The sequence below is a fragment of the Rhizobium sp. BK316 genome, from assembly GCF_014193695.1.
Classification (GTDB): domain Bacteria; phylum Pseudomonadota; class Alphaproteobacteria; order Rhizobiales; family Rhizobiaceae; genus Rhizobium.
Genome location: NZ_JACHZR010000001.1, coordinates 426,602 through 450,669, shown reverse-complemented (window position 1 = coordinate 450,669; position 24,068 = coordinate 426,602). Strand labels below are relative to the sequence as shown.

General features: G+C 60.8%; 19 protein-coding genes. 17 read left to right on the top strand and 2 right to left on the bottom strand.

All coding sequences use genetic code 11. From position 1 onward, the window contains the following. The first annotated feature begins 7 nt into the window (after positions 1 to 7). From nirD to cysG, 3 genes are read left to right on the top strand one after another with little or no spacing between them, the layout of a single operon-like run. Positions 8 to 337 carry a nitrite reductase small subunit NirD gene (nirD, locus tag FHT87_RS01955; RefSeq protein WP_183733189.1) on the top strand — a complete coding sequence of 110 codons (330 nt, stop codon included), beginning with the start codon at positions 8 to 10 and terminating at the stop codon, positions 335 to 337. Beyond that, complete coding sequence (locus tag FHT87_RS01950; RefSeq protein ID WP_183734179.1) at positions 337 to 2,994, top strand: nitrate reductase; 2,658 nt, start codon at positions 337 to 339, stop codon at positions 2,992 to 2,994. Before nirD ends, FHT87_RS01950 begins: the two co-directional genes overlap by 1 nt. Beyond that, complete coding sequence (gene cysG, locus FHT87_RS01945) at positions 2,966 to 4,441, top strand: siroheme synthase CysG (protein WP_183733192.1); 1,476 nt, start codon at positions 2,966 to 2,968, stop codon at positions 4,439 to 4,441. The genes FHT87_RS01950 and cysG overlap by 29 nt, the downstream gene beginning before the upstream one ends. A 41-nt stretch (positions 4,442 to 4,482) precedes the next feature. Here the strand turns inward: cysG and FHT87_RS01940 are convergent, their stop codons facing one another. Continuing rightward, on the bottom strand, positions 4,483 to 5,373 hold the full coding sequence (locus tag FHT87_RS01940) for an AraC family transcriptional regulator (protein ID WP_210276816.1): 891 nt from the start codon (positions 5,371 to 5,373) through the stop codon (positions 4,483 to 4,485). Between the two features lie 217 nt (positions 5,374 to 5,590). Between FHT87_RS01940 and FHT87_RS01935 the strand changes: the two genes are divergently transcribed. Beyond that, on the top strand, positions 5,591 to 6,346 hold the full coding sequence (locus FHT87_RS01935; RefSeq protein WP_183733195.1) for an SDR family oxidoreductase: 756 nt from the start codon (positions 5,591 to 5,593) through the stop codon (positions 6,344 to 6,346). 296 nt (positions 6,347 to 6,642) lie between these two features. Continuing rightward, complete coding sequence (locus FHT87_RS01930; protein ID WP_183799044.1) at positions 6,643 to 9,936, top strand: cellobiose phosphorylase; 3,294 nt, start codon at positions 6,643 to 6,645, stop codon at positions 9,934 to 9,936. Here FHT87_RS01930 and FHT87_RS01925 read toward each other — a convergent pair. Continuing rightward, the gene (locus tag FHT87_RS01925) at positions 9,933 to 10,286 is read right to left on the bottom strand and encodes an ABC transporter ATP-binding protein (protein ID WP_348649343.1); all 354 of its coding nucleotides are present in this window, start codon (positions 10,284 to 10,286) and stop codon (positions 9,933 to 9,935) included. The two genes, FHT87_RS01930 and FHT87_RS01925, sit on opposite strands and share 4 nt — an antisense overlap. A gap of 231 nt (positions 10,287 to 10,517) precedes the next feature. Between FHT87_RS01925 and FHT87_RS01920 the strand changes: the two genes are divergently transcribed. The 12 genes from FHT87_RS01920 (at position 10,518) to FHT87_RS01865 (ending at position 24,044) form a co-directional block, all read left to right on the top strand. Beyond that, positions 10,518 to 11,825, top strand: coding sequence for an extracellular solute-binding protein (locus tag FHT87_RS01920; protein WP_183733200.1), 1,308 nt, complete (start codon positions 10,518 to 10,520; stop codon positions 11,823 to 11,825). Beyond that, positions 11,825 to 12,784, top strand: coding sequence for a sugar ABC transporter permease (locus FHT87_RS01915; protein ID WP_183733203.1), 960 nt, complete (start codon positions 11,825 to 11,827; stop codon positions 12,782 to 12,784). Before FHT87_RS01920 ends, FHT87_RS01915 begins: the two co-directional genes overlap by 1 nt. Further along, the gene (locus FHT87_RS01910; protein WP_183733205.1) at positions 12,781 to 13,602 is read left to right on the top strand and encodes a carbohydrate ABC transporter permease; all 822 of its coding nucleotides are present in this window, start codon (positions 12,781 to 12,783) and stop codon (positions 13,600 to 13,602) included. The genes FHT87_RS01915 and FHT87_RS01910 overlap by 4 nt, the downstream gene beginning before the upstream one ends. Positions 13,603 to 13,606: 4 nt before the next feature. After that, positions 13,607 to 15,658, top strand: a complete 2,052-nt coding sequence (locus tag FHT87_RS01905; protein ID WP_183799040.1) for an alpha-L-fucosidase — start codon at positions 13,607 to 13,609, stop codon at positions 15,656 to 15,658. A gap of 140 nt (positions 15,659 to 15,798) precedes the next feature. After that, the gene (locus FHT87_RS01900) at positions 15,799 to 16,833 is read left to right on the top strand and encodes a LacI family DNA-binding transcriptional regulator (protein ID WP_183733210.1); all 1,035 of its coding nucleotides are present in this window, start codon (positions 15,799 to 15,801) and stop codon (positions 16,831 to 16,833) included. A 37-nt stretch (positions 16,834 to 16,870) separates the two neighbouring features. Further along, entirely contained in the window at positions 16,871 to 17,968 is a 1,098-nt protein-coding gene (gene ugpC / locus FHT87_RS01895; protein WP_183799037.1) for a sn-glycerol-3-phosphate ABC transporter ATP-binding protein UgpC, read from the top strand. A 2-nt stretch (positions 17,969 to 17,970) separates the two neighbouring features. After that, positions 17,971 to 20,199, top strand: coding sequence for a glycoside hydrolase family 95 protein (locus tag FHT87_RS01890; RefSeq protein WP_183799034.1), 2,229 nt, complete (start codon positions 17,971 to 17,973; stop codon positions 20,197 to 20,199). Next, positions 20,151 to 20,327, top strand: coding sequence for a hypothetical protein (locus FHT87_RS01885; protein ID WP_246699547.1), 177 nt, complete (start codon positions 20,151 to 20,153; stop codon positions 20,325 to 20,327). The genes FHT87_RS01890 and FHT87_RS01885 overlap by 49 nt, the downstream gene beginning before the upstream one ends. A gap of 237 nt (positions 20,328 to 20,564) precedes the next feature. Further along, on the top strand, positions 20,565 to 21,698 hold the full coding sequence (locus FHT87_RS01880; protein WP_183799031.1) for a transporter substrate-binding protein: 1,134 nt from the start codon (positions 20,565 to 20,567) through the stop codon (positions 21,696 to 21,698). Then, entirely contained in the window at positions 21,695 to 22,276 is a 582-nt protein-coding gene (locus FHT87_RS01875) for an ANTAR domain-containing protein (RefSeq protein ID WP_183799029.1), read from the top strand. The genes FHT87_RS01880 and FHT87_RS01875 overlap by 4 nt, the downstream gene beginning before the upstream one ends. Continuing rightward, complete coding sequence (locus FHT87_RS01870) at positions 22,276 to 23,124, top strand: ABC transporter permease (protein ID WP_183800971.1); 849 nt, start codon at positions 22,276 to 22,278, stop codon at positions 23,122 to 23,124. Before FHT87_RS01875 ends, FHT87_RS01870 begins: the two co-directional genes overlap by 1 nt. Continuing rightward, positions 23,124 to 24,044 (top strand): ABC transporter permease, encoded by a 921-nt coding sequence (locus FHT87_RS01865; RefSeq protein ID WP_183799026.1) that lies wholly within the window; start codon positions 23,124 to 23,126, stop codon positions 24,042 to 24,044. The genes FHT87_RS01870 and FHT87_RS01865 overlap by 1 nt, the downstream gene beginning before the upstream one ends. The last annotated feature ends 24 nt before the right edge of the window (positions 24,045 to 24,068 follow it).

Sequence of the window (24,068 nt, the reverse complement as noted above, 5' to 3'; positions counted from 1 at the left end):
AACCATCATGAACTGGCACCCGATCGGCGATATCTCCGATATTCCGCTGCGCGGCTCGCGCTGCGTGAAGACCCCGCATATGAACATCGCTGTCTTCCGCACCAGCGAGGAAGAAGTCTATGCAATCGAAAACCGCTGCCCACACAAGGGGGGGCCGCTTTCCGAAGGCATTGTGCATGGCAATGCCGTCACCTGCCCGCTGCACAATTGGGTGATCTCGCTGGAGACCGGCAAAGCCCTCGGGGCCGATGACGGCGCGGTGCGCACGATCCCCCTCAAGAACGAGGGCGGCACGCTCTATATCGCGCTCGAAAGCCTTGTCATGGCGGCCGAATGATGGGAGCGGAGGTCAAGACCACCTGTCCCTATTGCGGCGTCGGCTGCGGTGTGATCGCCCGTGTGGACGAGGCAGGTACGGTGACCGTGAAGGGAGATCCGGAACATCCGGCCAATTTCGGCCGGCTCTGTTCGAAGGGTTCGGCGCTTGCCGAAACGATCGATCTCGATGGCCGCCTCCTCCACCCTGAGATCAATGGCAGACAGGCAAGCTGGGATGAGGCGCTCGATCTCGTCGCCAGCAGGTTTTCCGAGACCATTGCCGAACACGGCCCTGAGGCCGTCGCTTTTTATGTCTCGGGTCAGCTTCTGACCGAGGATTACTACGTCGCCAACAAGCTGATGAAAGGCTTCATCGGCTCGGCCAATATAGACACGAATTCCCGTCTCTGCATGTCTTCCTCAGTCGCCGGTCACCGGCGCGCTTTCGGTTCGGATACGGTGCCGGGCCTCTATGAAGATATTGAACTTGCCGATCTCGTCATACTGACCGGCTCCAACCTTGCCTGGTGCCATCCCGTCATCTACCAGCGGCTCGCTGCCGCCAAGGCAGCCCGGCCGGGCCTGAAGATCGTCGTCATCGATCCGCGCCGGACGATGACGTGCGATATCGCCGACCTGCATCTCGCCATCCGGCCCGATGGCGACGTGGCGCTCTTCATGGGGCTGCTCGCCCATCTCGCGGCAGGCCCCGCGATCGACCAGAACTATATCGGCGCCTATACGGAAGGTTTTGGTACAGCCTTTGCCGCTGCCGCCGCGCTGACTTTAGACGACCTGCTTGAGCGCACCGGTCTGCCGGCCATGCAGGTGAGGGAATTCTTCCGGCTGTTCGAGACGACGGAGAAGGTCGTTACCTGCTACAGCCAGGGCGTCAATCAGTCCGTTTCCGGCACCGACAAGGTCAACGCCATCATCAATTGCCACCTGGCGACGGGGCGCATCGGCCGACCCGGCATGGGGCCGTTTTCGCTGACGGGCCAGCCGAATGCCATGGGCGGGCGCGAGGTCGGCGGGCTCGCGAATATGCTGGCCGCTCACATGGCGATCGAAAGCGCTGATGATCGCGACCGGGTGCAGCGCTTCTGGAATGCGCCCGACATTGCCGCAAGGCCCGGCCTCAAAGCCGTCGACTTGTTCCGCGCCGTCGAGGAGGGACGCGTCAAGGCACTCTGGATCATGGCGACCAATCCCGTCGTTTCCCTGCCCGATACCACCAGGGTCGAGGCGGCGATTGCTGCCTGCCCCTTCGTCGTCGTGTCCGACATCCTGCACAAGACGGATACGACACGGCACGCACATGTGCTCCTGCCATCGCTCGGCTGGGGCGAGAAGGATGGTACGGTCACCAATTCGGAGCGTCGCATATCCAGGCAGCGCCCCTTTCTCGATTTGCCGGGAGAAGCACGTGCCGACTGGTGGCAGTTGGCAGAAGTCGGACGCAGGATGGGTTTTGCCGACGCCTTCGATTATCCATCGCCGGCGGACATCTTTGCCGAACACGCGGCCCTTTCCGCCTTCGAGAATGACGGCAGCCGCGACTTCGATATCGGCGCCTACGCCGAAACGCGTACTCCGGCATATGACGCGTTGAAACCGTTCCAGTGGCCTCAGCCTTCCGGGACGGACAGCCAAGAAACGCGGTTCTTCGCCGAAGGTGGTTTTTTCCATCCCGATCGCAAGGCGCGCTTCATAGCCGTTGAGGCGCCGGCAACCGACAAAACAGATGGCGCCTATCCCTTTACGCTGAACACCGGCCGTATCCGCGACCAGTGGCACACAATGACGCGCACGGGGAAGAGCGCGCGGCTATCATCCCACATTGCCGAACCCTTCGCGGAAATCCATCCGCGCGATGCGATGGAACTCGGCATAGCCGATGCCGCCTTGGTCCAGGTCGAAAGCGCCTACGGAAAGGCCGTCATCCGCGCACTTGTAACTGACCGGCAGGCACGCGGCAGCGTCTTCGTGCCGATGCACTGGAGCGACCAGAATTCCGCAAAGGGACGCATCGGCGCTGTCGTAAAGCCGGCGACCGATACCGTTTCGGGTCAGCCCGCCTCCAAGAATGTCGCCGTCGCTGTCAGCCGTTATCGCGCAGACTATTATGGCTTTGCCGTTAGCATGGCGAGGCCCGAGGCTCCCGATGCGGACTATTGGGCACTTGCAAAGGCGGATGGTGGCTGGAGGCTGGAACTCGCTTTCAACAACAAACTCGAAGATTGGACGGCATGGTGCCGCCAGACCTTCGCCATCCCTGACCATGTCGAACCAATAGGTTATGCCGACCGTCAATCCGGTGACCGGCGCCTTGCCTTCTTCGATGGAGGGAAGCTGCTTGCCGCGCTCTTCCTTGCGAGAGAACCGGTTGCCGTCGCCCGCAATTGGGCGGTGTCGCAGCTGACCGCCGACCACCGCAACCTGCGCCGCCGCTTTGCGATCATCGCCGGCCGCCCGGGTGCTGACATGCCGGATCCGGGCGCGACGGTCTGTTCCTGCTTCAGCGTCGGCGTCAACCAGATCGTTGCCGCCGTGCGCTCCGGCTGCCGCAGCGTCGAGGCGATCGGCAGCGAAATCAAGGCCGGTACCAATTGCGGTTCCTGCCGCGCCGAAATCAGGGGGATCATCAATGCCTGTGTTGCAGACGCTGCCGAATGAGATTGCCGAGCGGACGCCGGCCCGCATGGCACCGCTCGCCAAACTGCCGGTTTTCTGGTCGCTCGCCGGACAGCGGGTCATTGTCGCCGGCGGCTCGGACGCCTGCGCCTGGAAAGCGGAACTGCTCGCTGCCTGCGGCGCGAAGGTCGAGATCTATGCTGAACAGCTCGGCGAGGCCTGTGCGGCTCTCGTCGAACAAGGATCCGCGCATCCGAAAGGCGCACTCATCCATCGCCCCGCAGCATGGCACGAGGATGCATTTGCGGGGGCAGCCATTGCCGTGGCCGACTGCGATGACGAGACCGAGGCCAGGCTATTTTTCGAGGCCGCGCAGCGGGCCGGGGTTCCGGTCAACGTGATCGACAAGCCGGCTTTCTGCCAGTTCCAGTTCGGCTCCATCGTCAACCGCTCGCCCGTCGTGGTATCGATCTCGACGGATGGCGCAGCCCCCATCCTCGCGCAGGCCATTCGCCGCCGCATCGAAACGCTGCTGCCGGCATCGCTCAAATCCTGGGCGGCCCTCGCCCAATCGCTGCGTGAGGAGATTGCCCTTCGTCTCAAACCCGGAGCAGAGCGTCGCGCCTTCTGGGAGCATTTCGTCGATCGTGCCTTTGCAACTGCGCCGACTGAAGCGTGCGTACGCGATCTGCTTGTCGATATGAAACGGCCAGCTCCGACACGCCCCGTTGGACGAGTAACGCTCGTCGGCGCCGGTCCCGGCGATGCGGAATATCTGACGCTGAAGGCAGTGCGGGCATTACAGGCGGCCGATGTCATCCTGTTCGATGATCTCGTGTCGGACGAGGTTCTCGAACTTGCGCGGCGCGAGGCAAAACGTCTGCTCGTCGGCAAGCGCGGCGGCCGAACAAGTTGCCGGCAGGAGGATATCAACGAAATGATGCTCACCTTCGCCAAGGCCGGCAAGAATGTCGCGCGGCTGAAATCCGGCGATCCGATGATCTTTGGCCGCGCCGGAGAGGAAATCGCCTATCTGAAGCAGCATAATATCCCGGTCGAAGTCATACCCGGCATCACGGCCGCAAGCGCCATGGCGTCACGGCTCGGCGTTTCGCTTACCCATCGCGATCACGCGCAAGCCGTACAGTTCGTCACCGGCCATTCGCGTCATGGCAACCTGCCCGAGACGATCGATTGGCAGGCTATCGCAGACACAAGAAAAACGACGATCTTCTACATGGGTGGACGGACAGCCGGAGCAATCCAGAACAGGCTGATCGAGGCTGGTCTCGATGCACGAACGCCTGTTGTGATCGTCAGTTCTGTTGCCAATGCCGACGAGCGGCGCTGGGCCGGCAGTTTGGACGGCCTTTCTTCGGCCATGGCGGAAATCGGCCTCGACCGGCCCGTACTGATTGGCGTGGGGGAGGTTTTTGCCGCTTGCCACCTGATGGCTGAAGCCAATCTGCCGTTGTTTGCCCGGGCTTAAGGAAGCGCCGGGACGATGAACAAAAGCTTGTCTTGTCAAATTCACGCAGCGGTTACGCCATTTTCCAGCAACGCCTTGAGATCACGAACGGGCGGTGCCCCAAACTGGCGGGCATATTCCCTGGTGAACTGCGTGACGCTCTCATAGCCGACGGAATACGCAGCCGAGCTGGCCGGAACGCCTTCCGAGATCATCTGCCTTCGCGCCTCGATCAGGCGCAACTGCTTCTGGAACTGAAGTGGTGACAATGTGGTCACTGTGCGGAAATGCTGATGAAATGACGAAAGGCTCATGCCCGCCGTCTCGGCAAGTTCATTCACTCGTAAGGGACGAGCGAAATCTTCGCGGATGACGGCAACGGCACGCCCAATTCTCTCCGCGTGGCCATCTGTCTGACCGAGCGCCCGGATTGAGGCGCCGTGCTTGCCGGTCATCAGCCAGAAGTGCATCTCCCTTAGATGCTGCCTCGCCAGGATCGGCATGACTGAGGGCCGATCGATGAGGCCCATGAGCTTGGCGGCGATGTCCGCGACCTCAGTTTCCGTCGGGTCTACGTTAACGGGTTTCGAGGTCGAAACTGTCATTGGGCCAATTTCCGAACCCAGTTCGCGGATCAGGGCGAGGTCGAGTTCGAGAACGAGAGAATAATAGGGAGCAATGCGGCGTGCCGTTGTGATCTGGCTCACCGTGGGGACGTCAGCGGTGATCAGGAGGCTATCACCTGCGCCGAAGTCGAACGTTTCCGGCCCGATGCTCACTCTCTTTCGCCCCTGTAGAACCAGTGCAACCAGAGGCCTGTTGATCGCAAACTGGATTTCGCTTGGGTTCAGGGCGCGGATAGCCGTCAGACCGGGGATCGGAGTTGCTGCCAGTCCGAAGCGATCGACGTTGATGTCTGCATGACGGCGGACGATCTCCAGCAAACTCATCAGAACTCCTACAGCAATGGAGAAAAAGGCAAGTTGAGATTGTCTGCCTGCCTTGAATGACGCCAGATTAGCAAGCATTTGAGCCATATCGCAAGCGCGCAGGACGATGCGACGCTTCGGTTTCGGATAAATAGGCAATTCGTTTGGAGAAATAGGCAGCAGTTCGCATTGGCCTGGGGGCATTGTGTTGATTAGCAATCAGCACAAAAGGAGTTGACCTATGACGACAATCTCAATCGTAACCGGCGGAAGCCGCGGCCTTGGACGCAATACCGCCATCAGCATCGCCAAGCATGGTGGCGATGTCATTTTGACCTACCGAAATGGCGCAGAAGAAGCCAAGGCTGTCGTGGCCGAAATAGAAGCTCTCGGCCGCAAGGCAGTGGCGCTGCAGCTCGACGTCGGTACCACGTCGGCGTTCCCGGCCTTCGCGGAAGCCGTTCGATCCGCTCTGACGGTGACATGGTCGCGCACCAACTTCGATCACCTCATCAACAATGCCGGTCATGGTGAGATGGCGGGTTTCGCGGAGACTACGGAAGCGCAGTTCGACAATCTCTTCAATGTCCACGTCAAGGGCGTCTTCTTCCTGACTCAGACCCTGCTCCCGCTCCTTGTCGATGGCGGCCGTATCGTCAATTTCTCGTCCGGCCTCACCCGCGTTTCCTATCCGGGATTTTCCGCCTATTCCGCAGCTAAGGGAGCGGTCGAAATCCTCACGCTCTACCTGGCGAAAGAGCTCGGAAGTCGCGGTATTACAGCGAATACGGTCGCTCCAGGTGCGATTGCGACAGATTTCCTGGGCGGCGCGGTTCGCGATACGCCAGCCTATAACGAGGCATTCGCAAACATGATCGCCCTCGGCCGCGTCGGGTTGCCCGACGATATCGGCCCGATGATCGCCAGCCTGATTGGCCCTGACAATGGCTGGGTCACGGCACAGCGCATTGAAGTGTCTGGCGGTCAGAATATCTAGTCAGCCAGGCCGGTTCGGTGTTACGCCGGACCGGCCTCGGATGTCTTCGATGCATCTGCCCTCCCCGAGAAAATCTTGTTCCTCGACGTTCGGAAGGTGATGCGCTTTAATACTCGCGTCGTCGAGGCGCCGAGGCGGATTGGTTCTGCTGTCCTCGATTTTGAGCCAATGTTTATTGCGCTCCAGGGAAAGTTCGTCAGCACGTCACTGATCTAACTCAGTGACAACGGGTATTATTTGGCTCAAACATTTTTGCGTCATTCTCCGATTCCCTGTTAGGCGACACGAGATCTCACATGTCTTCGAGACTGAATCGCAAATTGCAGATGCCCCGCCGCGACGACCTTGGCCTTCTGACAATCGCCAATGGCTCCGGCCTCTCCATATCCGCACTGCCGAACGGCGCGCTCTTTTCCATCGACTATGTCGATGGCCTCGGATCGGTGCAGATCAACCAGATCCAGGGATCGCCGCTTTCCGGCGGCGTCGGGCGTCTTTACCTGCGGATCGGCGGCAAGAAGCCTGCCGTTGCAGAGATCGTCGGGCCTCGGGCGCGAGGTCGCTTCGGCCATGGTGAGACGGGCTTTTCCTGGAGCGGCGATGTCGGAGATGTCCACTATCAGGTGAGCCTCGTGCTTACTCCCTCCGAGACGACGTGGTTCTGGCAGGTTACGCTGACGCATACCGGCAAGGAGACGCTGCCGGCCGATCTCGTGCTGGTTCAGGATATCGGCCTCGGCGATCGTGGCTTCCTGATGAACAGCGAAGCCTATGCCTCGCAATATGTCGACCACCATATTGCCGAGCATCCGGCATTCGGTTTTGTCGTAATGAACAGGCAGAACCTCAAGCAAGGCGGAGGGCGCAATCCATGGCTCGCGCAGGGCTGCCTCGAAGGCGTCGCCGCCTATGCCACCGACGCAATCCAACTCGTGCAATCGGCCGCCCGGAGCGACGATCTGCTGGTTGGCCCCTTCGGCACGGACCTGCCGTGCCAGCGCCGTCAGCATGAAATGGCCTGCCCTGCACTTCAATCGAAGCCGCTGTCCATATCTGCCGAGGGCGTGACGGCGACTTTCTTCGGCTTGTTCCTTAATGATCATCAGGCGGCATCTGATGATGCCGATCTTTCCCGCCTCGACCATCTGAGCACGATCGAAAAGAACGGTTCCGGACCGGCAGAGCGAACGCCGCCGCGCAGCATCCTGCAGGATGCCGCGCTTCTTGATGTCGACGCACTCGACGACAAGGCAATCGCCCGCCTCTATCCCGAGCGCATGCTCGATGAGCGTAAGGGTGGAAAACTCCTCTCCTTTTTCGTAGCCGAGGGTGCACTCAACCGCCACGTCGTCCTTCAGGAGAAAGAGCTGCTGGTCGCACGCCGCCACGGCGCGATCGTGCGCAGCGGACAGAATATGCTGCTCGACGACGCGACACTGGCCTCTACCTGCTGGATGCAGGGCATCTTCGCGGCACAGTTGACGATCGGCAATACCTCCTTCCACAAGCTGTTTTCCGTCTCCCGCGATCCCTATAACCTGACGCGGACCACCGGATTGCGCATCCTGACCGACGCAGGCCAGGGCTGGCAGCTTCTCGCTGTTCCCTCCGCCTTCGAGATAGGCCTCAGCGACTGCCGCTGGATCTATCGTCTTGCCGATCGCACCATCACCGTGACAGCCGCGGCGTCCGGGGAGGATGCCGCGATGCAATGGGCGGTCTCGGTTGAGGGCAAGCCCTGCCGGTTCCTCGTCTTCGGCCATCTCGTTCTCGGAGAGCGGGAATATGATGCGAGCGGCCATGTCGAATTCGACAATGATGCCAAACGCATTCTCTTCCGTCCGGATCCGCACTGGCTCTGGGGCGAACGCTATCCCGATGCCAGCTACTGGCTGGTGAGCCCGACACCCGATGTTCTGGAGGCAATCGGCGGAGACGAGCTTCTCTATGAGGATGGCATCGCCCGTAACGGCGCTTTCATCGCCCTGCGGTCGAAGGAAACACAATCGTTTTCCTTCGCTGTCGTCGGCTCGATGACAGATAAGGCGGAGGCTGAGCGTCTGGCCGAACGCTACGCAAGCGGCGTAACGCAGGAAGCGATGCTGACACCGGCGTCGCACTTCTGGCAGCACACCATCCGCGGCCTGACGCTGGACAAGCCGAAAGCCGAGGCTCAAGCGCATGCGGCAATGCTGCCATGGCTGGCGCATGATGCGATCGTGCATCTGAGTGTGCCGCATGGGCTCGAACAATATACGGGTGCCGCCTGGGGTACGCGTGACGCCTGCCAGGGACCGATTGAATTCCTGCTTGCCTATGAGCACGATAGCGAAGCCAAGGAAGTGGTGAAGACGGTCTTCAGCGAGCAGTATCTCGAAAAGGGCGACTGGCCGCAATGGTTCATGCTGGAGCCCTATTCCAACATCCGCTCCGGCGACAGCCATGGCGATATCGTCGTCTGGCCGCTGAAGGCGCTCTGCGACTATATCGAGGCGACCGGTGACCTTGCCATCCTCGATGAAAAGGTCTCCTGGCGCGATGACAAGACCATGGGCAAGGCACCGGCCGATACGATCGCCGTGCATGTCGACAAGCTACTCGATACCGTGCGCGAGCGTTTCATCCCCGGCACGCATCTGATCCGCTATGGCGAGGGCGACTGGAACGATTCCCTGCAGCCGGCCGATCCACATCTGCGCGACTGGATGGTGAGCAGCTGGACCGTTTCCCTGCTCTACGAGCAACTCGTGCGCTACTCCGCCATCCTGCGCCGGATCGGCCAGGGCGCGAACGCAACCGGCTTGCGCAAGATCGCCACCGCCATGCGGCGCGACTTCAACAAGCACCTCATCCGCGATGGCGTTGTCGCCGGCTACGGCATCTTCGATCCCGCCCACGATGGCGTCGAACTGTTGCTGCATCCTGACGACCAACGCACGGGGCTGCACTACTCGCTGATCTCGATGACGCAGGCGATGCTCGGCAAACTCTTCACGCCGGAGCAGCGGCAACAGCACATGAAGCTGATTGAAAAACACCTGTTCTTCCCCGACGGCGTACGCCTGATGGAGAAGCCCGCGACCTATGCCGGCGGCCCGGAAACGCTGTTCCGGCGCGCGGAATCCTCGTCCTTCTTCGGCCGCGAGATCGGCCTCATGTATGTGCATGCGCATCTGCGCTACTGCGAAACGCTTGCCATCGCCGAGGATGCAAAGGCCCTCTGGAAGACGATCGGCGTCGCCAACCCGATCGCTGTCACGGACGCCCTGGCGCATGCGTCACTGCGCCAGCGCAACACCTACTTCAGCAGCAGCGACGCCGCTTTCCCTGATCGTTATCAGGCGATGAGCGACTGGGATCAGGTCAAGAAAGGCAAGATCGACGTCGATGGCGGCTGGCGCATTTACTCCAGCGGCCCAGGCCTCTTTACCCGGAGCTTCGTCGAAAACATCCTCGGCTTCAAACGCCACTTCGGACGCCGCAAGCGTGTACCGCTGCTGCCGCCTTCCGCATCGATCACGATCAAGACGGATCATACACCCTGGCGCCGGCTGAAGGCTGCGTCAAAGGCGCCGAAGCAAAAAGGCTAGGAGACGGCTTCCCACACCTGTAGCGGGATCGGATTGGGAGTGGCGAGATGGCAGGCGGCCATCTGGCCGCTCGCGACTTCCCGCCATACCGGCCGCTCGACCTTGCAGATGTCCTGGGCGATCGGGCAGCGCGTATGGAAGCTGCAGCCAGATGGAATGCGCGATGGGCTCGGCACATCGCCCTCGAGTACGATACGGCGACTTTTGCGATCAGGATCGGGTTCGGGCGCAGCTGATAGCAGCGCTAGCGTAGAGGGGTGCAGCGAGGCGGAATAGACCTTTCGCTTGTCGCCGATCTCCACGATCCCGCCGAGATACATCACAGCCACGCGATCAGCGATGTGCCGCACGACGGCGAGGTCATGGGCGATGAAGAGGAAGGAGAAACCCTTCTTCTACTGCAGGTCCTGCAATGCCGCAAAAGATAATCATCAACTCCCGATTTTATTGTTTGTTCCCAATATGTTAGACTCATAGTTGTTTATTATCGATAAAAACACTTGCGGCACACAATATAGATGATAACGTTTCAACTAAATTGAATGCATGACGGTAACAGTCAACGTTTGGGAGGACGTGGCATGACCAGCAGCAGTAAATTTAATCCCGAAATTCGTCGCCGCACGCTGCTCGCCGGAGCAGGAAGCACCGCCTTATTGGCCATGACCGGTGCGACACGGGCACAGGACGCAGTGAGTGGTGAACTTGTCGTTCTCAACTGGCTCGGCGGCTCCGAACTCGACATGATGCATTCAATCCAGAAGGCCTTTCTGGCGAAATATCCCAATGTGACGATCCGCGAAGTCGTCGTCACCGGCCAAGGCGACATGCGCGGCGGCATCCGTACCGCACTGATGGGCGGCGAAGTCGTCGACGTGCTCTTCAACACATGGCCGGCCTTCCGCAAGGAACTTGCCGATGCCGGCATGCTGCGGCCCATCGACGACCAGTGGAAATCCTTCGGCTGGGACAAGCTCATCAGCCAGTCCTGGAAGGATCTCGGCGCCATCGACGGCAAGACTTACGGCCTGACCTATACGTTCGGCGACCGCTCCGGCATCTGGTACAAGAAGGAGCACCTCGCCAAGGCTGGCATTGCCGAGCCGCCGAAGACCTGGGACGAGTTTGTCGGGTCCTTCGCAAAGCTCACCCAAGCCGGCTATGCAGCGCCGGTCGCGATCCCCGGCAAATACTGGGCACATGCCGAGTGGTTTGAAACCCTATTGCTCAGAACCGCAGGCATCGAGACGACGACAAAGCTTGCCACCCATGAAATTCCGTGGACTGATCCGGCTGTGAAGACGGCGCTTACCAAATACGCGCAGATGCTCACATCCGGCTGCTGCGGCGCGCCGAATACGATGCTCGCCAATGACTGGGACGGCGAAGCCGATCAGATCTTTCAGGCCAATGCCAAGAACTATCTGCTGATCGGCATGTGGATGAACAACCGCGCCAAGAACGACTACAAACTCACCGAAGGAAAGGATTACGGTCTCTTCCAGTTCCCGTCTCTCGGCATGGGCCATGACGATACGTCAAGCGTCGACGCCAAGGAATTGCTGGTGACGACGAACGGCCCCAATCCGAAGGCGGCAGACGCCTTCCTCGATTTCTGGACGAGTGCCGAGGCCGCCAACATTCTCGCCAAGGCCGGCTACGCTTCACCGAGCAGCAACGTCGATGCTTCGCTCTATGGCGAAGTACAGAAAGTGGCGACGCAGGCCGTCGCGAACTCGAAGCTGCAATTCGTGCTCGGCGACCTTCTGCCGGGCGATCTCGTCGACGAGTATCGCGTGCAGCTGCAGAAATTCCTGCAGGATCCGTCCGATGCCAATATCGACACGGTTCTTGCCGCTATCGAAACCAAGGCCCAGGGTTCCTACTGATGGCTGACACATCCGCCTCCCCGGTGCGGGAAGCGGCGGGCGTGATGCAGGGTTCTCCGCTGGCGGCTGGCATCCAGGGCCGTCGGCGTCTGCTCAAGGACACGCCCGCCGCACTGATCCTGATTGCGCCTGTTATCGTGCTGTTTGCGATTGCCGTGATCTACCCGCTTGTGGAGACGATCCGGCTGAGCTTCTGGGATATCCAGGGGCTGAGAAAGCCTGTTTTCATCGGCTTCGGCAATTATGTGCGGCTCTTTGCCGACGCGGCATTTCGCAACACGCTGCTGACGACCTTGATCTTCACCATCGGCACGACTGTCATCTCAGTGGCGATCGGCTGGGCTCTGGCGATGCTGTGTGCTTTTGCGCCGCAGCAGACTCTGCCCTTCCGGGTGATGATCTTCGCGGCCTTCGGCATTTCGGAGGCGGTTTCCGGCTATATGTGGATCGGCATTTATCGGGCGGATGCCGGCGGCCTGCTCAATTCGCTGATCCAGCTCCTGGGCTTTCCGGGCTTTGCGCATGCCTGGTTGGGGGATGCCAACACGGCCCTCTGGGCTCTGATCGTCGCGGCTTCCTGGAGCGGTGTCGGCCTGCCCCTGATGCTGATCTTCGCCGCCATTCAGGCAATACCGAAATCCGTGCTCGAAGCCGCCTACATGGATGGCGCCAAACCGGTTTCGACCATGCGACATATCATGATGCCGCTGTCGATGCCGGGTGTCCGCGTCGCCGTCTTCATCAACCTTCTGACGGCACTGCGCGCCTTCGATATCATCTATATTCTCACCGGCGGCGGGCCGGTGCGCTCCACGGAAACCGTCGGCTATTTCATGTACCGGGAATCCATGACCCAGTTCAAACTGGGCTACGGAGCGGCGGCCACCGTTATCCTGCTCCTTGCGGTTCTCATCGTTTCGATCCCGGCCATCATCCAGCGAACGGCAGGTGCGAAATGATCGGAAAGGCTCCTCGCTGGATTATCGTCGTCGTCGGCATCGTCGCTTTCATCTGGGTGATCCCGATCATCGGCATCGTCGTCACGTCACTGCGCCCGCCGGAGGGCGTGTCGCTCGGCTGGTGGCGCTTCGACCATTTCGATCTTACGCTGGATGCCTGGCGCCGCGTCTGGGACAAATATCCGCTCGCAGACTCCATGTGGGTGACGATGAAGACGGCTGGCATTGCGACGGCGCTGACCATGCTGCTGACGCCGGCCGCCGCCTATGCCTTCCACTTCCTGACATTTCCCTTCCGCCGGGTGCTGCTGATCATCATCATCAACGCATTCGTGCTGCCGCAGCAGGTCGTCATCATTCCGCTCTTCACGCTCTGGCGCGATATGGGGCTGATCGACAATATCCTCTCTGTGCTCATCCCCTATGTCGGACTGTCATTCGCCTGGTCGATCTTCCTCGTCAAAAACTTCTTCGAAGATTTCCCTAGGGAATTGGTGGAAGCCGCCAAGATTGACGGTTGCGGACCGCTCGCGACCTTCCGCCATGTGGTGTTGCCGAACAGCCTATCACCGATCTTCGCCGTCGGCATCTTGCAGTTCCTGTGGACATGGAATGCGCTCTTGCTGCCCATGCTCTTTTTGCGCAGCGATGTACCTCTTCCCGTACTGCTCGCCCGCATTTCCGGCAGCTACGAGATCAACTGGGACCTGAGATCGGTGGCGGCCATGATTACCACCATCGTACCACTGCTTGTCTTCCTCATTTTCCAACGTCAGTTCGCCGCCGGCTCGCAGACACGCACCGGCGCAAAGGAATAGGACCATGCCCAAGACCACGAACAAGCCGCTGCGCTACCGCCAGATCCATCTCGACTTCCATACGTCGGAACATATTCCGGGCATCGGCGCCGATTTCGATCCGGATGCTTTCGTCTCGACGCTGAAGGGAGCCCATGTCGATTCCATTACCATTTTCGCCAAGTGCCATCACGGCTGGTCCTATTATCCGACCAAGGTCGGCAAGCCGCATCCGAAGCTTGCCCGCCCGGACCTGCTCGGCGACATGGTGAAGGCGCTGGCGGCGGCTGATATCGAAAGCCCGATCTACATTTCCGTGCAGTGGGACGAGCTGACGGCCCGCGAACATCCCGAATGGCGCGCCATGAGCGCCTCGAACCGCTACCACCACGACCGGCCGGCAGATCCCTCCGCCGGCAAGCAGCTTAGCCCCGCCTGGCATACGCTCTGCCTCAACCATGCGGGCCTGCGGCACTATATTCTCGAACAGGCGCGCGAGGTGGCGCAGAGCTATCCGACACAGGGGCTCTTCTTCGATATCATTCTGACGCCTGACTGCGTCTGCCCCGCCTGCGTCGAACGCATGCTGTGCGAGGGCCTCGACCCGGAAAATCCGGCCGACCGCCTGAAGAATGACGAGGCCGTCAACGAGCAGTTCCGTCGCGAGACCAGCGAGGCGCTGTTTGCGGAATTTCCAGGCCTGCGCGTCTTCTACAATTGTGGCCACATCCACAAGCAGGGGCCGGAACGCTTCTCGACCTATTCGCATCTCGAGCTCGAAAGCCTGCCGACCGGCGGCTGGGGTTACGACCACTTCCCTTCGAGCGCGCGCTACGCGGCCACATTGGGCATGGATTTCCTCGCCCATACCGGCAAATTCCATACGTCCTGGGGCGAATTTGGCGGCTTCAAACATCCGGATGCGCTGGAATATGAATGCGCCCAGATGATTGCGCTCGGCTCCAAATGCCTGGTCGGCGACCAGTTGCATCCGAATGGCGCGATCAATCCCGATACCTATGCGTCGATCGCACCGGCCTATCATCGCGTCAAAAAGCTCGAACCCTTCCTGGAAGGAGCAAAACAAATCTCCGAGATCGCCATCCTTTCGGCGGAACATATGAACCCCGGGGGAGCACGCAATCATCCAAGCGATGATGGTGCGGCACAGGTGCTGCAGGAATTGAAACGCCCCTTCGATGTCCTCGATATATCGGGCCGCTTTGAACAATATCGCCTGCTTATCCTGCCCGACGAGATCCCCGTCGATGCGGCGCTCGCCGTACGTCTGAAGTCGTATTTAGCCGGTGGCGGCAAGATCATCGCCTCCTGGCATTCGGGCCTCGACGAGAACGGTAAATTCGCTGTTGATTTCGGCATCGAAAGAGGCGCGGCACCCGTCGCTTTCAGACCGAGCTACGTAAAGGCGGGCAAAGACCTCGACGCCTCCATGCCGGAAACGGCTTTCGTCTTTTATGACGACGCGGAAACCGTCCGGTCGGTCGGTGCGACTGTTCTGGCAGGTATCTTTCCATCCTACTTCAATCGCTCCTACAAACATTTCTGCTCGCACCAGCATGCGCCCGACGACACAGATGCCGAGATGGTCGGTGCTGCGGTGACCGTACATAAGGGTGCGGCCTACATTGCCTACCCGATTTTCCGGCTTTACCGGGCGATGGGCCAGCCGCTCTACAAATACGTCGTTCGCGGGCTACTCGACCGTCTCGTTCCCAACCCGGCAATGGCGACCGACCTGCCGTCGTCCGGTCGAGCAACGCTGACGCGCCAGATCGAACATGACCGTCATATTCTGCATCTGCTCTATGGTCCGCCGCAGATCCGCGGCAAGGACGTGCGCGGCGATGACGGCTCGACCCGCGTGATGGAGATGATCGAGGACATTCCGGCGATCGGCCCGGTCAATGCCACAGTGCGCCTGCCGGCAAAACCGAAGCGCGTCTTCGATGCGATGACGGGTGAGGATCTAGCCTGGAATGTCGGCGACGACGGCGCCATCAGCATCACGGTGCCGCGGCTGCGCATCCATAGCGCCGTCGTCTTCGAAGGCGCCTGATGCAGATCGAGGTCAGGGAGCCGTCGGACTTTGCACATACTGCCCGCAATACTGGTGGGCGGCGGAGTGCTGGGCTATACGACGGAAAGGCGCCTGATCGGGCGCCATTTCCCGGGAATAAGTGCAGGAGCCTGCTCGAAATGCGACAAACGGACCAGACGGCCGGAAGGAGGCGCGGAGCCACGATCATCGACGTTGCCAAGGTGGCAAATGTCGCTGTTGGTACCGTGTCCCGCTATCTCAACGGCCAGACGATCCGCCGCTCCAACCGGGAGCAAATCGAGAGGGCCATCCAGGACCTCGGTTACCGGCGCAACGCCGCTGCCGCCTCGATCCGCACCGACCTTACCCATATGATCGGCTTCCTGGTGCCGACCTTCGACGAATTCCATGCTCGCATGCTGGAGCATCTCGCCCATTCAGTGCGCCAGACCGGCCGAGCACTTCTGACCTACTGCCATGGTGGCGATCCGCGTGTGGTTGCGGAAGCCCTGGATTTCTTCGCCGCGCAGCGCGTCGATGCGCTGGTGATGGACGGTACAGCGGAAGTCTACGACCGCGTTGACGACCTGATCCACCATGACATTCCGATCATCTTCTACAACAACGACGTCCGTGGGCTGGCAGCAGACCGGGTGATGGTGGAGAACCATCGCGCGAGCTACCGCATCGTCAGCCACCTCATCGATCTCGGTCACACCCGCATCGGAATCCTGACGGGCGATCCGCGCAATTCCTCCGGCATCGAGCGGCTGGCAGGTTATGAACAGGCGCTGCGTGACCGGGGCATAACGATCGATCCGACACTGGCTGCCCGCGGCAACTGGCGTATGGATGGCGGTTATGAGGCGACCAAACGGTTGATGTCGCTCGAAAATCCGCCCACCGCGATCTTTTCGGCCAACTACGGCATGGCAGTCGGAGGACTGAGTTGGCTGAAGGAGAACGGCCGGCATGTGCCCGAGGATATTTCGCTTGCGAGCTTCGACGATGTGGCGATCTTCCGGCTGTATGAAGCCGGCATCACTGCCGTCGCCCAACCGGTGGCAAGCATTGCGGAAACCATCACAGACATTCTTGTGGAACGCCTGACGGAACCGTCGGGAGGGGCGACGCGCAGCGTCGTACTCGAATGCGACATCATTTTGCGGGGCTCGACGCGACGGATCACCTGACGCGTTCTGCCTGCCAGGCGGTTAAAGGGAGGAAGCTTTGGCCAGCGTAGAATTGCATGATATCGACAAGTCCTACGGCAGCTTTCAGGCGATCGAGGGGCTTAACCTGAGCGTGGACGATGGTTCATTCACGGTCTTCGTCGGTCCCTCCGGCTGCGGAAAATCGACGCTTCTACGCATGATCGCCGGTCTGGAAAAGATCACCGCCGGCAACCTCACGATCGGCGGACGACGCATGAACGAAGCCGATCCGATCGAACGCGGCGTCGCCATGGTCTTCCAGAACTATGCGCTCTATCCGCATATGACAGTCGAACAGAATATCGGCTTTTCGCTGCGCATGGCCGGCATGGGCAAGGCCGATATCGACAAGAGCGTTGCCGCCGCTGCCGCGACCTTGCAGATCGAATCGCTGCTCAAGCGCAAGCCCGCTCAACTCTCCGGCGGCCAGCGCCAGCGCGTTGCGATCGGCCGGGCGATCGTCCGCAACCCCGCCGTTTTCCTGTTTGACGAACCGCTGTCGAACCTCGACGCCGAACTCCGCGTCTCCATGCGCGTCGAGATCGCCAAGCTGCATCGGCGCATCGGCGCGACGATGATCTATGTTACCCACGACCAGACCGAAGCGATGACACTCGCCGACAAGATCGTCGTCATGCGCGCCGGCAAGATCGAACAGGCCGGCACGCCAGATGCACTCTATAACGATCCGGACAATTTCTTCGTCGCCGGGTTCATCGGCTCGCCGCGCATGAATTTCCTCGATGGCAAGCTCGGTACGGATGGAGTGATCAAACTCGATTGCGGCACGGCTTTTCGAGTCGGCATTGTCGGCGCGGGTAAGGAAATGCCGGTCAAAGTGGGCATCCGCCCGGAACATTTCACCGGACAGGACGAGGGTGGCGGCGCGATCGACGTCAAGGTCGACGTGGTGGAAAACCTCGGCGGAACCCGTTTCATCTACGGCACGCTCACCTCAGGCCAATCGGCAATCGTCGAAGACCGCTCGGAAAGGGCTCTGCGCCCCGGTGAAACGGTAAGCGCTGCCTTTCCGGCCAGGAAGGCACTGCTCTTCAGCGTCGACGGCATGCGCGTGCGCGATATCAGGCCTGCCAACAGCATTCCCGCAGAATGACCATGGTGGACAATCTTCTCTGGTACGATGCGCCAGCCCGGCTCTGGACAGACGCGCTGCCGCTCGGCAATGGCCGGCTCGGCGCGATGGTGTTTGGCGCTCCGGTTTCAGAAAGGCTGCAGATCAATGAATCCACATTCTGGGCGGGTGGCCCTTACCGGCCGGTCAATCCCGATGCCTACAGCCATCTCGGAAAAGTACGTGAGCTGATATTCGCCGGGCACTATGCGCAAGCAGAAGCAATGGCCGAGGAGCATCTTATGGCCCGGCCGATCAAGCAGATGTCCTACCAGCCGATCGGCGATCTCCATATCGACTTCCTGCATTCGCATACCGCGATGAGCTATCGCCGCATGCTCGATCTCGACACCGCAATCACAGCGACCTCTTATGTCGCCGATGGCACGACCTTTTTTCGCGAAGCCTTCATTTCCGCCGTCGACGGCGTGCTTGTGTTGCGCCTTTCGGCCGATCGACCCCGCTCCATAAAATGCCGGATATCGCTCGACAGCCCGCAACAAGGTCAACTGGTCGCAGGACAAGCCTCGCAACTGACCTTTTCCGGCACCGGCAAGGCCGAGTGGGGCATTGCCGGCGCCCTGCGCTTCGCCTTTGGCATCCGAGTGATCAACAAGGGAGGAATGCTGAGTTTCTCCAATGGCATCTCCGTAGACGATGCCGACGAGCTTGTGATCCTGCTCGATGCAGCGACGAGCTTCCGGCGTTATGACGATGTCTCCGGCGATCCGGACGGCACCATCTCGGCGCGTCTTTCAAAGGCCTCTGCCCGCAGCTACGAGATTATGCGCCGGGACCATATGGCCGAACATCAAAAGCTTTTCGGTTCCTTTGCCATCGATCTCGGCACGACGCCGGCCGCCGTCGAGACCACCGATCGCCGCATTGCGGGTTATGCCGGGGGACATGATCCCGCACTTGCCGCCCTCTATGTGCAGTTCGGCCGCTATCTGATGATCGCCTCTTCGCGCCCCGACACACAGCCTGCCAACCTGCAGGGCATCTGGAACGATGAAACCGATCCGCCCTGGGGCAGCAAATATACGGCCAACATCAATCTGCAGATGAACTACTGGCTGCCGGCTCCGGCCAATCTGCCGGAATGCATCGAACCGCTTGTCGCAATGGCGGAAGAGCTTGCCGAAACTGGCCGCGAGACGGCGCAGGTGCATTATCGCGCCCGTGGCTGGGTTATGCACCACAACACTGATCTCTGGCGCGCGACCGGACCGATCGACGGTGCCAAATGGGGCCTGTGGCCGACCGGCGGCGCCTGGCTCATGGCGCAACTGCTCGATCTTGCGGACTATCTTGATGATGCCGATGGCCTGCGCCGGCGGCTCTTTCCGTTTGCCAAGGGGGCTGCAGAGTTTGTCTTCGATGTACTTGTGCCGCTTCCGGGCACGAACTATCTGGTGACGAACCCCTCGCTTTCACCTGAGAATGTCCACCCGCACGGCGCCTCGCTCTGTGCGGGGCCGGCCATGGATAGCCAGATCATCCGGGATTTTCTCAATCTGCTTCGGCCCGTCGCCACCTCCATCGGCGGCGAGGATGCGCTCGTCTCGGAGATCGACCGCATCCTGCTGCGCCTGCCGCCCGACAGGATCGGATCTGCAGGCCAGTTGCAGGAATGGCTGGAAGACTGGGACCTGCAGGCGCCGGAGATGCATCACCGCCACGTCTCGCATCTCTACGGCCTCTATCCGAGCTGGCAGATCGACATGGACAAGACCCCGGAGCTTGCCGCGGCCGCCCGCCGTTCGCTGGAAATCCGCGGTGACGATGCGACGGGCTGGGGTATCGGCTGGCGCATCAATCTCTGGGCGCGGCTACGCGACGGCGATCATGCGCTCGATGTGATCAAGCTGCTCATCAGCCCCGAGCGAACCTACACCAATCTCTTCGACGCCCACCCGCCCTTCCAGATCGATGGCAATTTCGGTGGGACCGCCGGCATCCTGGAAATGCTGGTGCAGTCGCGCCCAGGCGAAATTCACCTGCTCCCGGCTTTGCCCAAGGCATGGCCGCGCGGCTCATTGCGCGGTTTGCGGGCACGCGGCGGTGTGCTTCTCGACCTCGATTGGGAGAATGGCCGGCCGGTGAAGATCAAGCTCACAGCATCGCGAGATGTAAGCACGATCCTTCGCTTCGGCGAAACACGATGCAAGATCGATCTCGCCGCCGGAGAGAGTTTCACCATTGCGAGCTGATCGCCTGCATCAAGGCACAGGATGTCGAAGGTGCCGCTCAGGCCATCGCCAAACATGTCGGCGGCTCCGGCCATCACATCATCGAGCGTATGCGCGTGTCGCGCCACGCCATGCCTGGATTAGGCTAATATATTGGCTGATTTCCAGGGCTAGTTGCGTGCAGTCGTTGATCTTGCCCGACTGCCCAGAATTCGCTTGAGGCGCGCTTGACAAAACAGGAGTGCCTGTATTTTATTCAAGCCTGCGGATTAGGCAGAGAACCCCGCATTTTTACATGACTTCGATAGTCGCTGGGCAGTTTCGCCCCATGACGGCCCCGTCGCTGACGGGATGCCCTCATGGGGTTTTTGGTTTTTGGCTTACAAATGAATGATGCTTTGAAAATCGGCATTCTTTACTCGACCACGGGTCCCTACGGCTCGATGGGGCGTGACGCACGCGACGGCGCGGAATTCGCAATCGCCGAATTTGCCGCAGCGAGCGGTTGTTCGGTCGAACCGGTTTTCTTCGATCCGCAGGCCGATCTTGCTGCCTATCTCGACGGCGCCCGGCATCTATTACGCGACGGCTGCCGCCACATCGTCGGCACGATCACCTCCGCCGCGCGCAAGGAGGTCATCCCGGTCATCGAGAAGCATGACGGTTTGCTGTGGTACATGTGCCCCTACGAAGGTTTCGAGGCGAACGAGAACGTCATCTATGTCGGTGGCTGCCCCAACCAGCATCTGCTGCCGCTCTTCGAGCATCTGATTCCGCGTTATGGCAACCGTCCCTATCTCGTCGGCGCCAACTATGTCTGGGGCTGGGAGATGAATAGGCTCGCCCGCGAACTGATCGCCAATGCGGGCGGAGAAGTGCTCGGCGAACGCTACCTGCCGCTCGAAGAGACCGCGGTCGAGCGCATCGTCGCCGATATCGAGCAGCGCCGCCCGAGTTTCATCCTCAACAATCTGATCGGCCCATCGAGTTACGCCTTCCATGAGGCAATCCGTCGGCTTGCCGATCGAGACGCCGCCTTCCGGCCCGAAAACTGCCCTGTCGTCAGCTGCGACCTGATGGAATGTGAGCTTGACGATATCGCGCCGGGCGCTGCGATCGGCCAGCTTTGTGCAGCCTCCTACTTTGACAGCGTCGCGACCTCCGAGAATATCGATTTCAAGCAGCGTATCGTCGCTCATTATGGCGCGCCTCGCCGCGTCTCGAGCGTCTTTGCCAGCGCCTACACGGCTATGCGCCTTTGCGTCGATGCGATTGTGGCTGCGGGTGGGGACGAGCCCTCCGCCGTGCGTCGGGAACTCCATGGCAAGAGCTGGGCGACACCCTTCGGCGCGCTCAACATCGACCAGGAAACGAACCATGCCGCCCTGCCCTTCCATCTCGGCCGTATCAATACCCAGAACGGTTTCGATGTGATCGCATCCCGCCCGCCGCTTGCCGCAGATCCCTATTTGACCGGCCGCAATAAGCCGGCTTTGCCGAAATTGCGGGTAGTATCATGAAGGAGACACCCAATTTCACCGGTTGGCATGCCGTCGTCCTGCATCGTGAGGACGGCAATACGGAAAAACTGATACGCCAACTCCGGCTTCTCGGCCTCTCAGCCACCTTGCAATGGGCGCCGCTTTCTGCAGCAAGCGTGCCCGACATCGTCATCGTCGATGCCGACCAGGGCTTTGACGATCTCATGCCATGGAGCGGCAGCGCCCCGACATGCCCCGTCGTTGCGCTGCTCGGTTCGGAAGCGCCGGGTCGCATTGCCTGGGCGCTGGCCCAGGGCGCCGGCGCGATCGTCGCCAAGCCGATTGCTGCCTCTGCTGTCTATCCAGCCCTCGTCATGGCCGTCTCCGTTCATCAGGAGCGCAAGAGCGTGGCTGAACGCCTGCAATATCTCGAAGAGCGCGTGCGCCTGCGTCCGCTCGTCCATGCCGCCGTCGAAAAACTGATGCAGGCGCATGGGGTTGATGAGGAACGCGCCTATTCGATCCTGCGCAACTGCGCCATGCGTCGCCGCCTGCCGATGGAACAGATCTCCGCCTTCATCCTCGGCGGCATAGAACCCCTGCCGGAGGCCGGATGATGCGTGTGATCAAAGCCATGCTGCGGCAGCCCACCGCCCTCTTCGGCCTCATCATTGTGCTCGTCGTCATCGCCCTTGCGATGGCCGCACCCTGGGTCGCTCCATTCAACCCCGATGAGCAGATGTTCGACGGCCTGTCGCTGGAAGGCGCGCCACTGCCGCCGGGCGGCCCCTATCTGCTCGGTACGGATACGCTCGGCCGCGATCTCTTTTCGCGCATGCTCTTCGGTGCGCGGACCTCATTGGTCATCGGCCTTGTCGCCAATGGCATCGCGGTGGCGATCGGCCTCTTCATCGGCATCCTCGCAGGTTACATGCGCGGTCTCGTCAGCAATATCCTGATGCGCTTCACCGATCTGATGATGGCGTTCCCTGCTTTGCTGCTGGCGATCGTGCTCGCCGCGCTGCTGCGGCCGAGCCTCTGGATCGTCGCCATGGTGATTGCGCTCGTCAATTGGGTGCAGGTCGCCCGTATCGTCTATACGGAGACGCGCGGGCTGGTGGAGCGCGACTTCATCATGGCCGAGCGCTCGCTCGGTGCCGGCCATATGCGTGTGCTCTTCCTGCATATCCTGCCGCATCTCGTTCCAACGGCAATCGTCTGGGGCACGCTTGGCATCGCAACGACCGTCCTGCTTGAAGCAACCCTTTCCTTCCTCGGCATCGGCGTGCAGCCGCCGCAGCCGTCCTGGGGCAATATCATCTTTGAGAGCCAGAGTTACTTCCAGGCGGCCCCCTGGCTGGTCTTCTTCCCCGGCGCGATCATCCTGCTGACGGCGCTCTCCTTCAATCTCGTCGGAGATGCACTGCGCGATATTATCGATCCGACTCAGCGCGGGAGAGGCTGATGTTCTTCCTCATCCTCCGTCGGCTGGTGCAGGCTGCCCTCATTCTTCTCGGCGTTGCCGCCATCACCTTCGTGTTGCTCTACGCACTGCCGGCCGATCCGGCGCGCATGATCGCCGGTCGCAGCGCCACGGCGCAGACGGTCGCAAACATCCGTCATGAGCTCGGCCTCGACGAGCCGCTTCTCGTGCAGTTCGGCACCTATCTCGCCAATCTCGTGCATGGCAATCTTGGCCGTTCCTACGCACAGAAGACTGAGGTCTGGACGCTGATCGTCGCCCGCCTGCCAGCAACACTGATGCTGATGCTCACCGGCGTCCTGGTGGAAGTGGTACTCGGCCTGACACTCGGCACGATTGCTGCCGTGCGCCGCGGCGGTTTCGTCGACCGGCTTGTCATGATGGCTTCCTTCGTCGGAGTTTCGGCACCGCAATTCGTCGTCGCCCTGCTGCTTCTTTATGTCTTTGCCGTAACGCTCGGATGGCTGCCCATGAGTGGTTACGGCACGTTCGCCCATGTCGTGCTGCCGGCTTCCACCCTCGGCGTCCTCGGCGCCGGCTGGTATGCGCGCATGGTGCGATCGGCGATGATCGACGTGCTCAATCAGGACTATGTCCGCACTGCCCGCGCCAAGGGCTTGTCCTCGCGCCGCATCATCTTCCGCCACGCCCTGCCGAACGCCATCCTGCCGATCATCGCCATGATCGGCATCGATATCGGCCAGTTCATGGGTGGCGTGGTCGTCGTCGAGGCCGTCTACGGCTGGCCGGGCATCGGCCAGCTCGCCTGGCAGGCAATCCAGCAGGTCGACATACCGATCATCATGGGCGTCACGCTGACGTCGGCGCTCGCCATCGTCATCGGCAATCTGCTTGCCGATCTCGTGGCGCCGCTCATCGATCCACGCATCCGCACACGTTGACAGCAACCAAAGAAGGGGAACCCT

Excerpts from the sequence above, each read along its gene's own strand:
- FHT87_RS01900 (WP_183733210.1), top strand. The coding sequence starts at position 15,799 with ATGCGACAAACGGACCAGACGGCCGGAAGGAGGCGCGGAGCCACGATC.
- FHT87_RS01865 (WP_183799026.1), top strand. The coding sequence starts at position 23,124 with ATGTTCTTCCTCATCCTCCGTCGGCTGGTGCAGGCTGCCCTCATTCTT.
- FHT87_RS01870 (WP_183800971.1), top strand. The coding sequence starts at position 22,276 with ATGCGTGTGATCAAAGCCATGCTGCGGCAGCCCACCGCCCTCTTCGGC.
- FHT87_RS01950 (WP_183734179.1), top strand. The coding sequence starts at position 337 with ATGGGAGCGGAGGTCAAGACCACCTGTCCCTATTGCGGCGTCGGCTGC.
- nirD (WP_183733189.1), top strand. The coding sequence starts at position 8 with ATGAACTGGCACCCGATCGGCGATATCTCCGATATTCCGCTGCGCGGC.
- FHT87_RS01915 (WP_183733203.1), top strand. The coding sequence starts at position 11,825 with ATGGCTGACACATCCGCCTCCCCGGTGCGGGAAGCGGCGGGCGTGATG.
- FHT87_RS01910 (WP_183733205.1), top strand. The coding sequence starts at position 12,781 with ATGATCGGAAAGGCTCCTCGCTGGATTATCGTCGTCGTCGGCATCGTC.
- FHT87_RS01880 (WP_183799031.1), top strand. The coding sequence starts at position 20,565 with ATGAATGATGCTTTGAAAATCGGCATTCTTTACTCGACCACGGGTCCC.
- FHT87_RS01885 (WP_246699547.1), top strand. The coding sequence starts at position 20,151 with ATGCAAGATCGATCTCGCCGCCGGAGAGAGTTTCACCATTGCGAGCTG.
- FHT87_RS01890 (WP_183799034.1), top strand. The coding sequence starts at position 17,971 with ATGGTGGACAATCTTCTCTGGTACGATGCGCCAGCCCGGCTCTGGACA.
- FHT87_RS01920 (WP_183733200.1), top strand. The coding sequence starts at position 10,518 with ATGACCAGCAGCAGTAAATTTAATCCCGAAATTCGTCGCCGCACGCTG.
- FHT87_RS01935 (WP_183733195.1), top strand. The coding sequence starts at position 5,591 with ATGACGACAATCTCAATCGTAACCGGCGGAAGCCGCGGCCTTGGACGC.
- cysG (WP_183733192.1), top strand. The coding sequence starts at position 2,966 with ATGCCTGTGTTGCAGACGCTGCCGAATGAGATTGCCGAGCGGACGCCG.
- FHT87_RS01930 (WP_183799044.1), top strand. The coding sequence starts at position 6,643 with ATGTCTTCGAGACTGAATCGCAAATTGCAGATGCCCCGCCGCGACGAC.
- FHT87_RS01875 (WP_183799029.1), top strand. The coding sequence starts at position 21,695 with ATGAAGGAGACACCCAATTTCACCGGTTGGCATGCCGTCGTCCTGCAT.
- FHT87_RS01905 (WP_183799040.1), top strand. The coding sequence starts at position 13,607 with ATGCCCAAGACCACGAACAAGCCGCTGCGCTACCGCCAGATCCATCTC.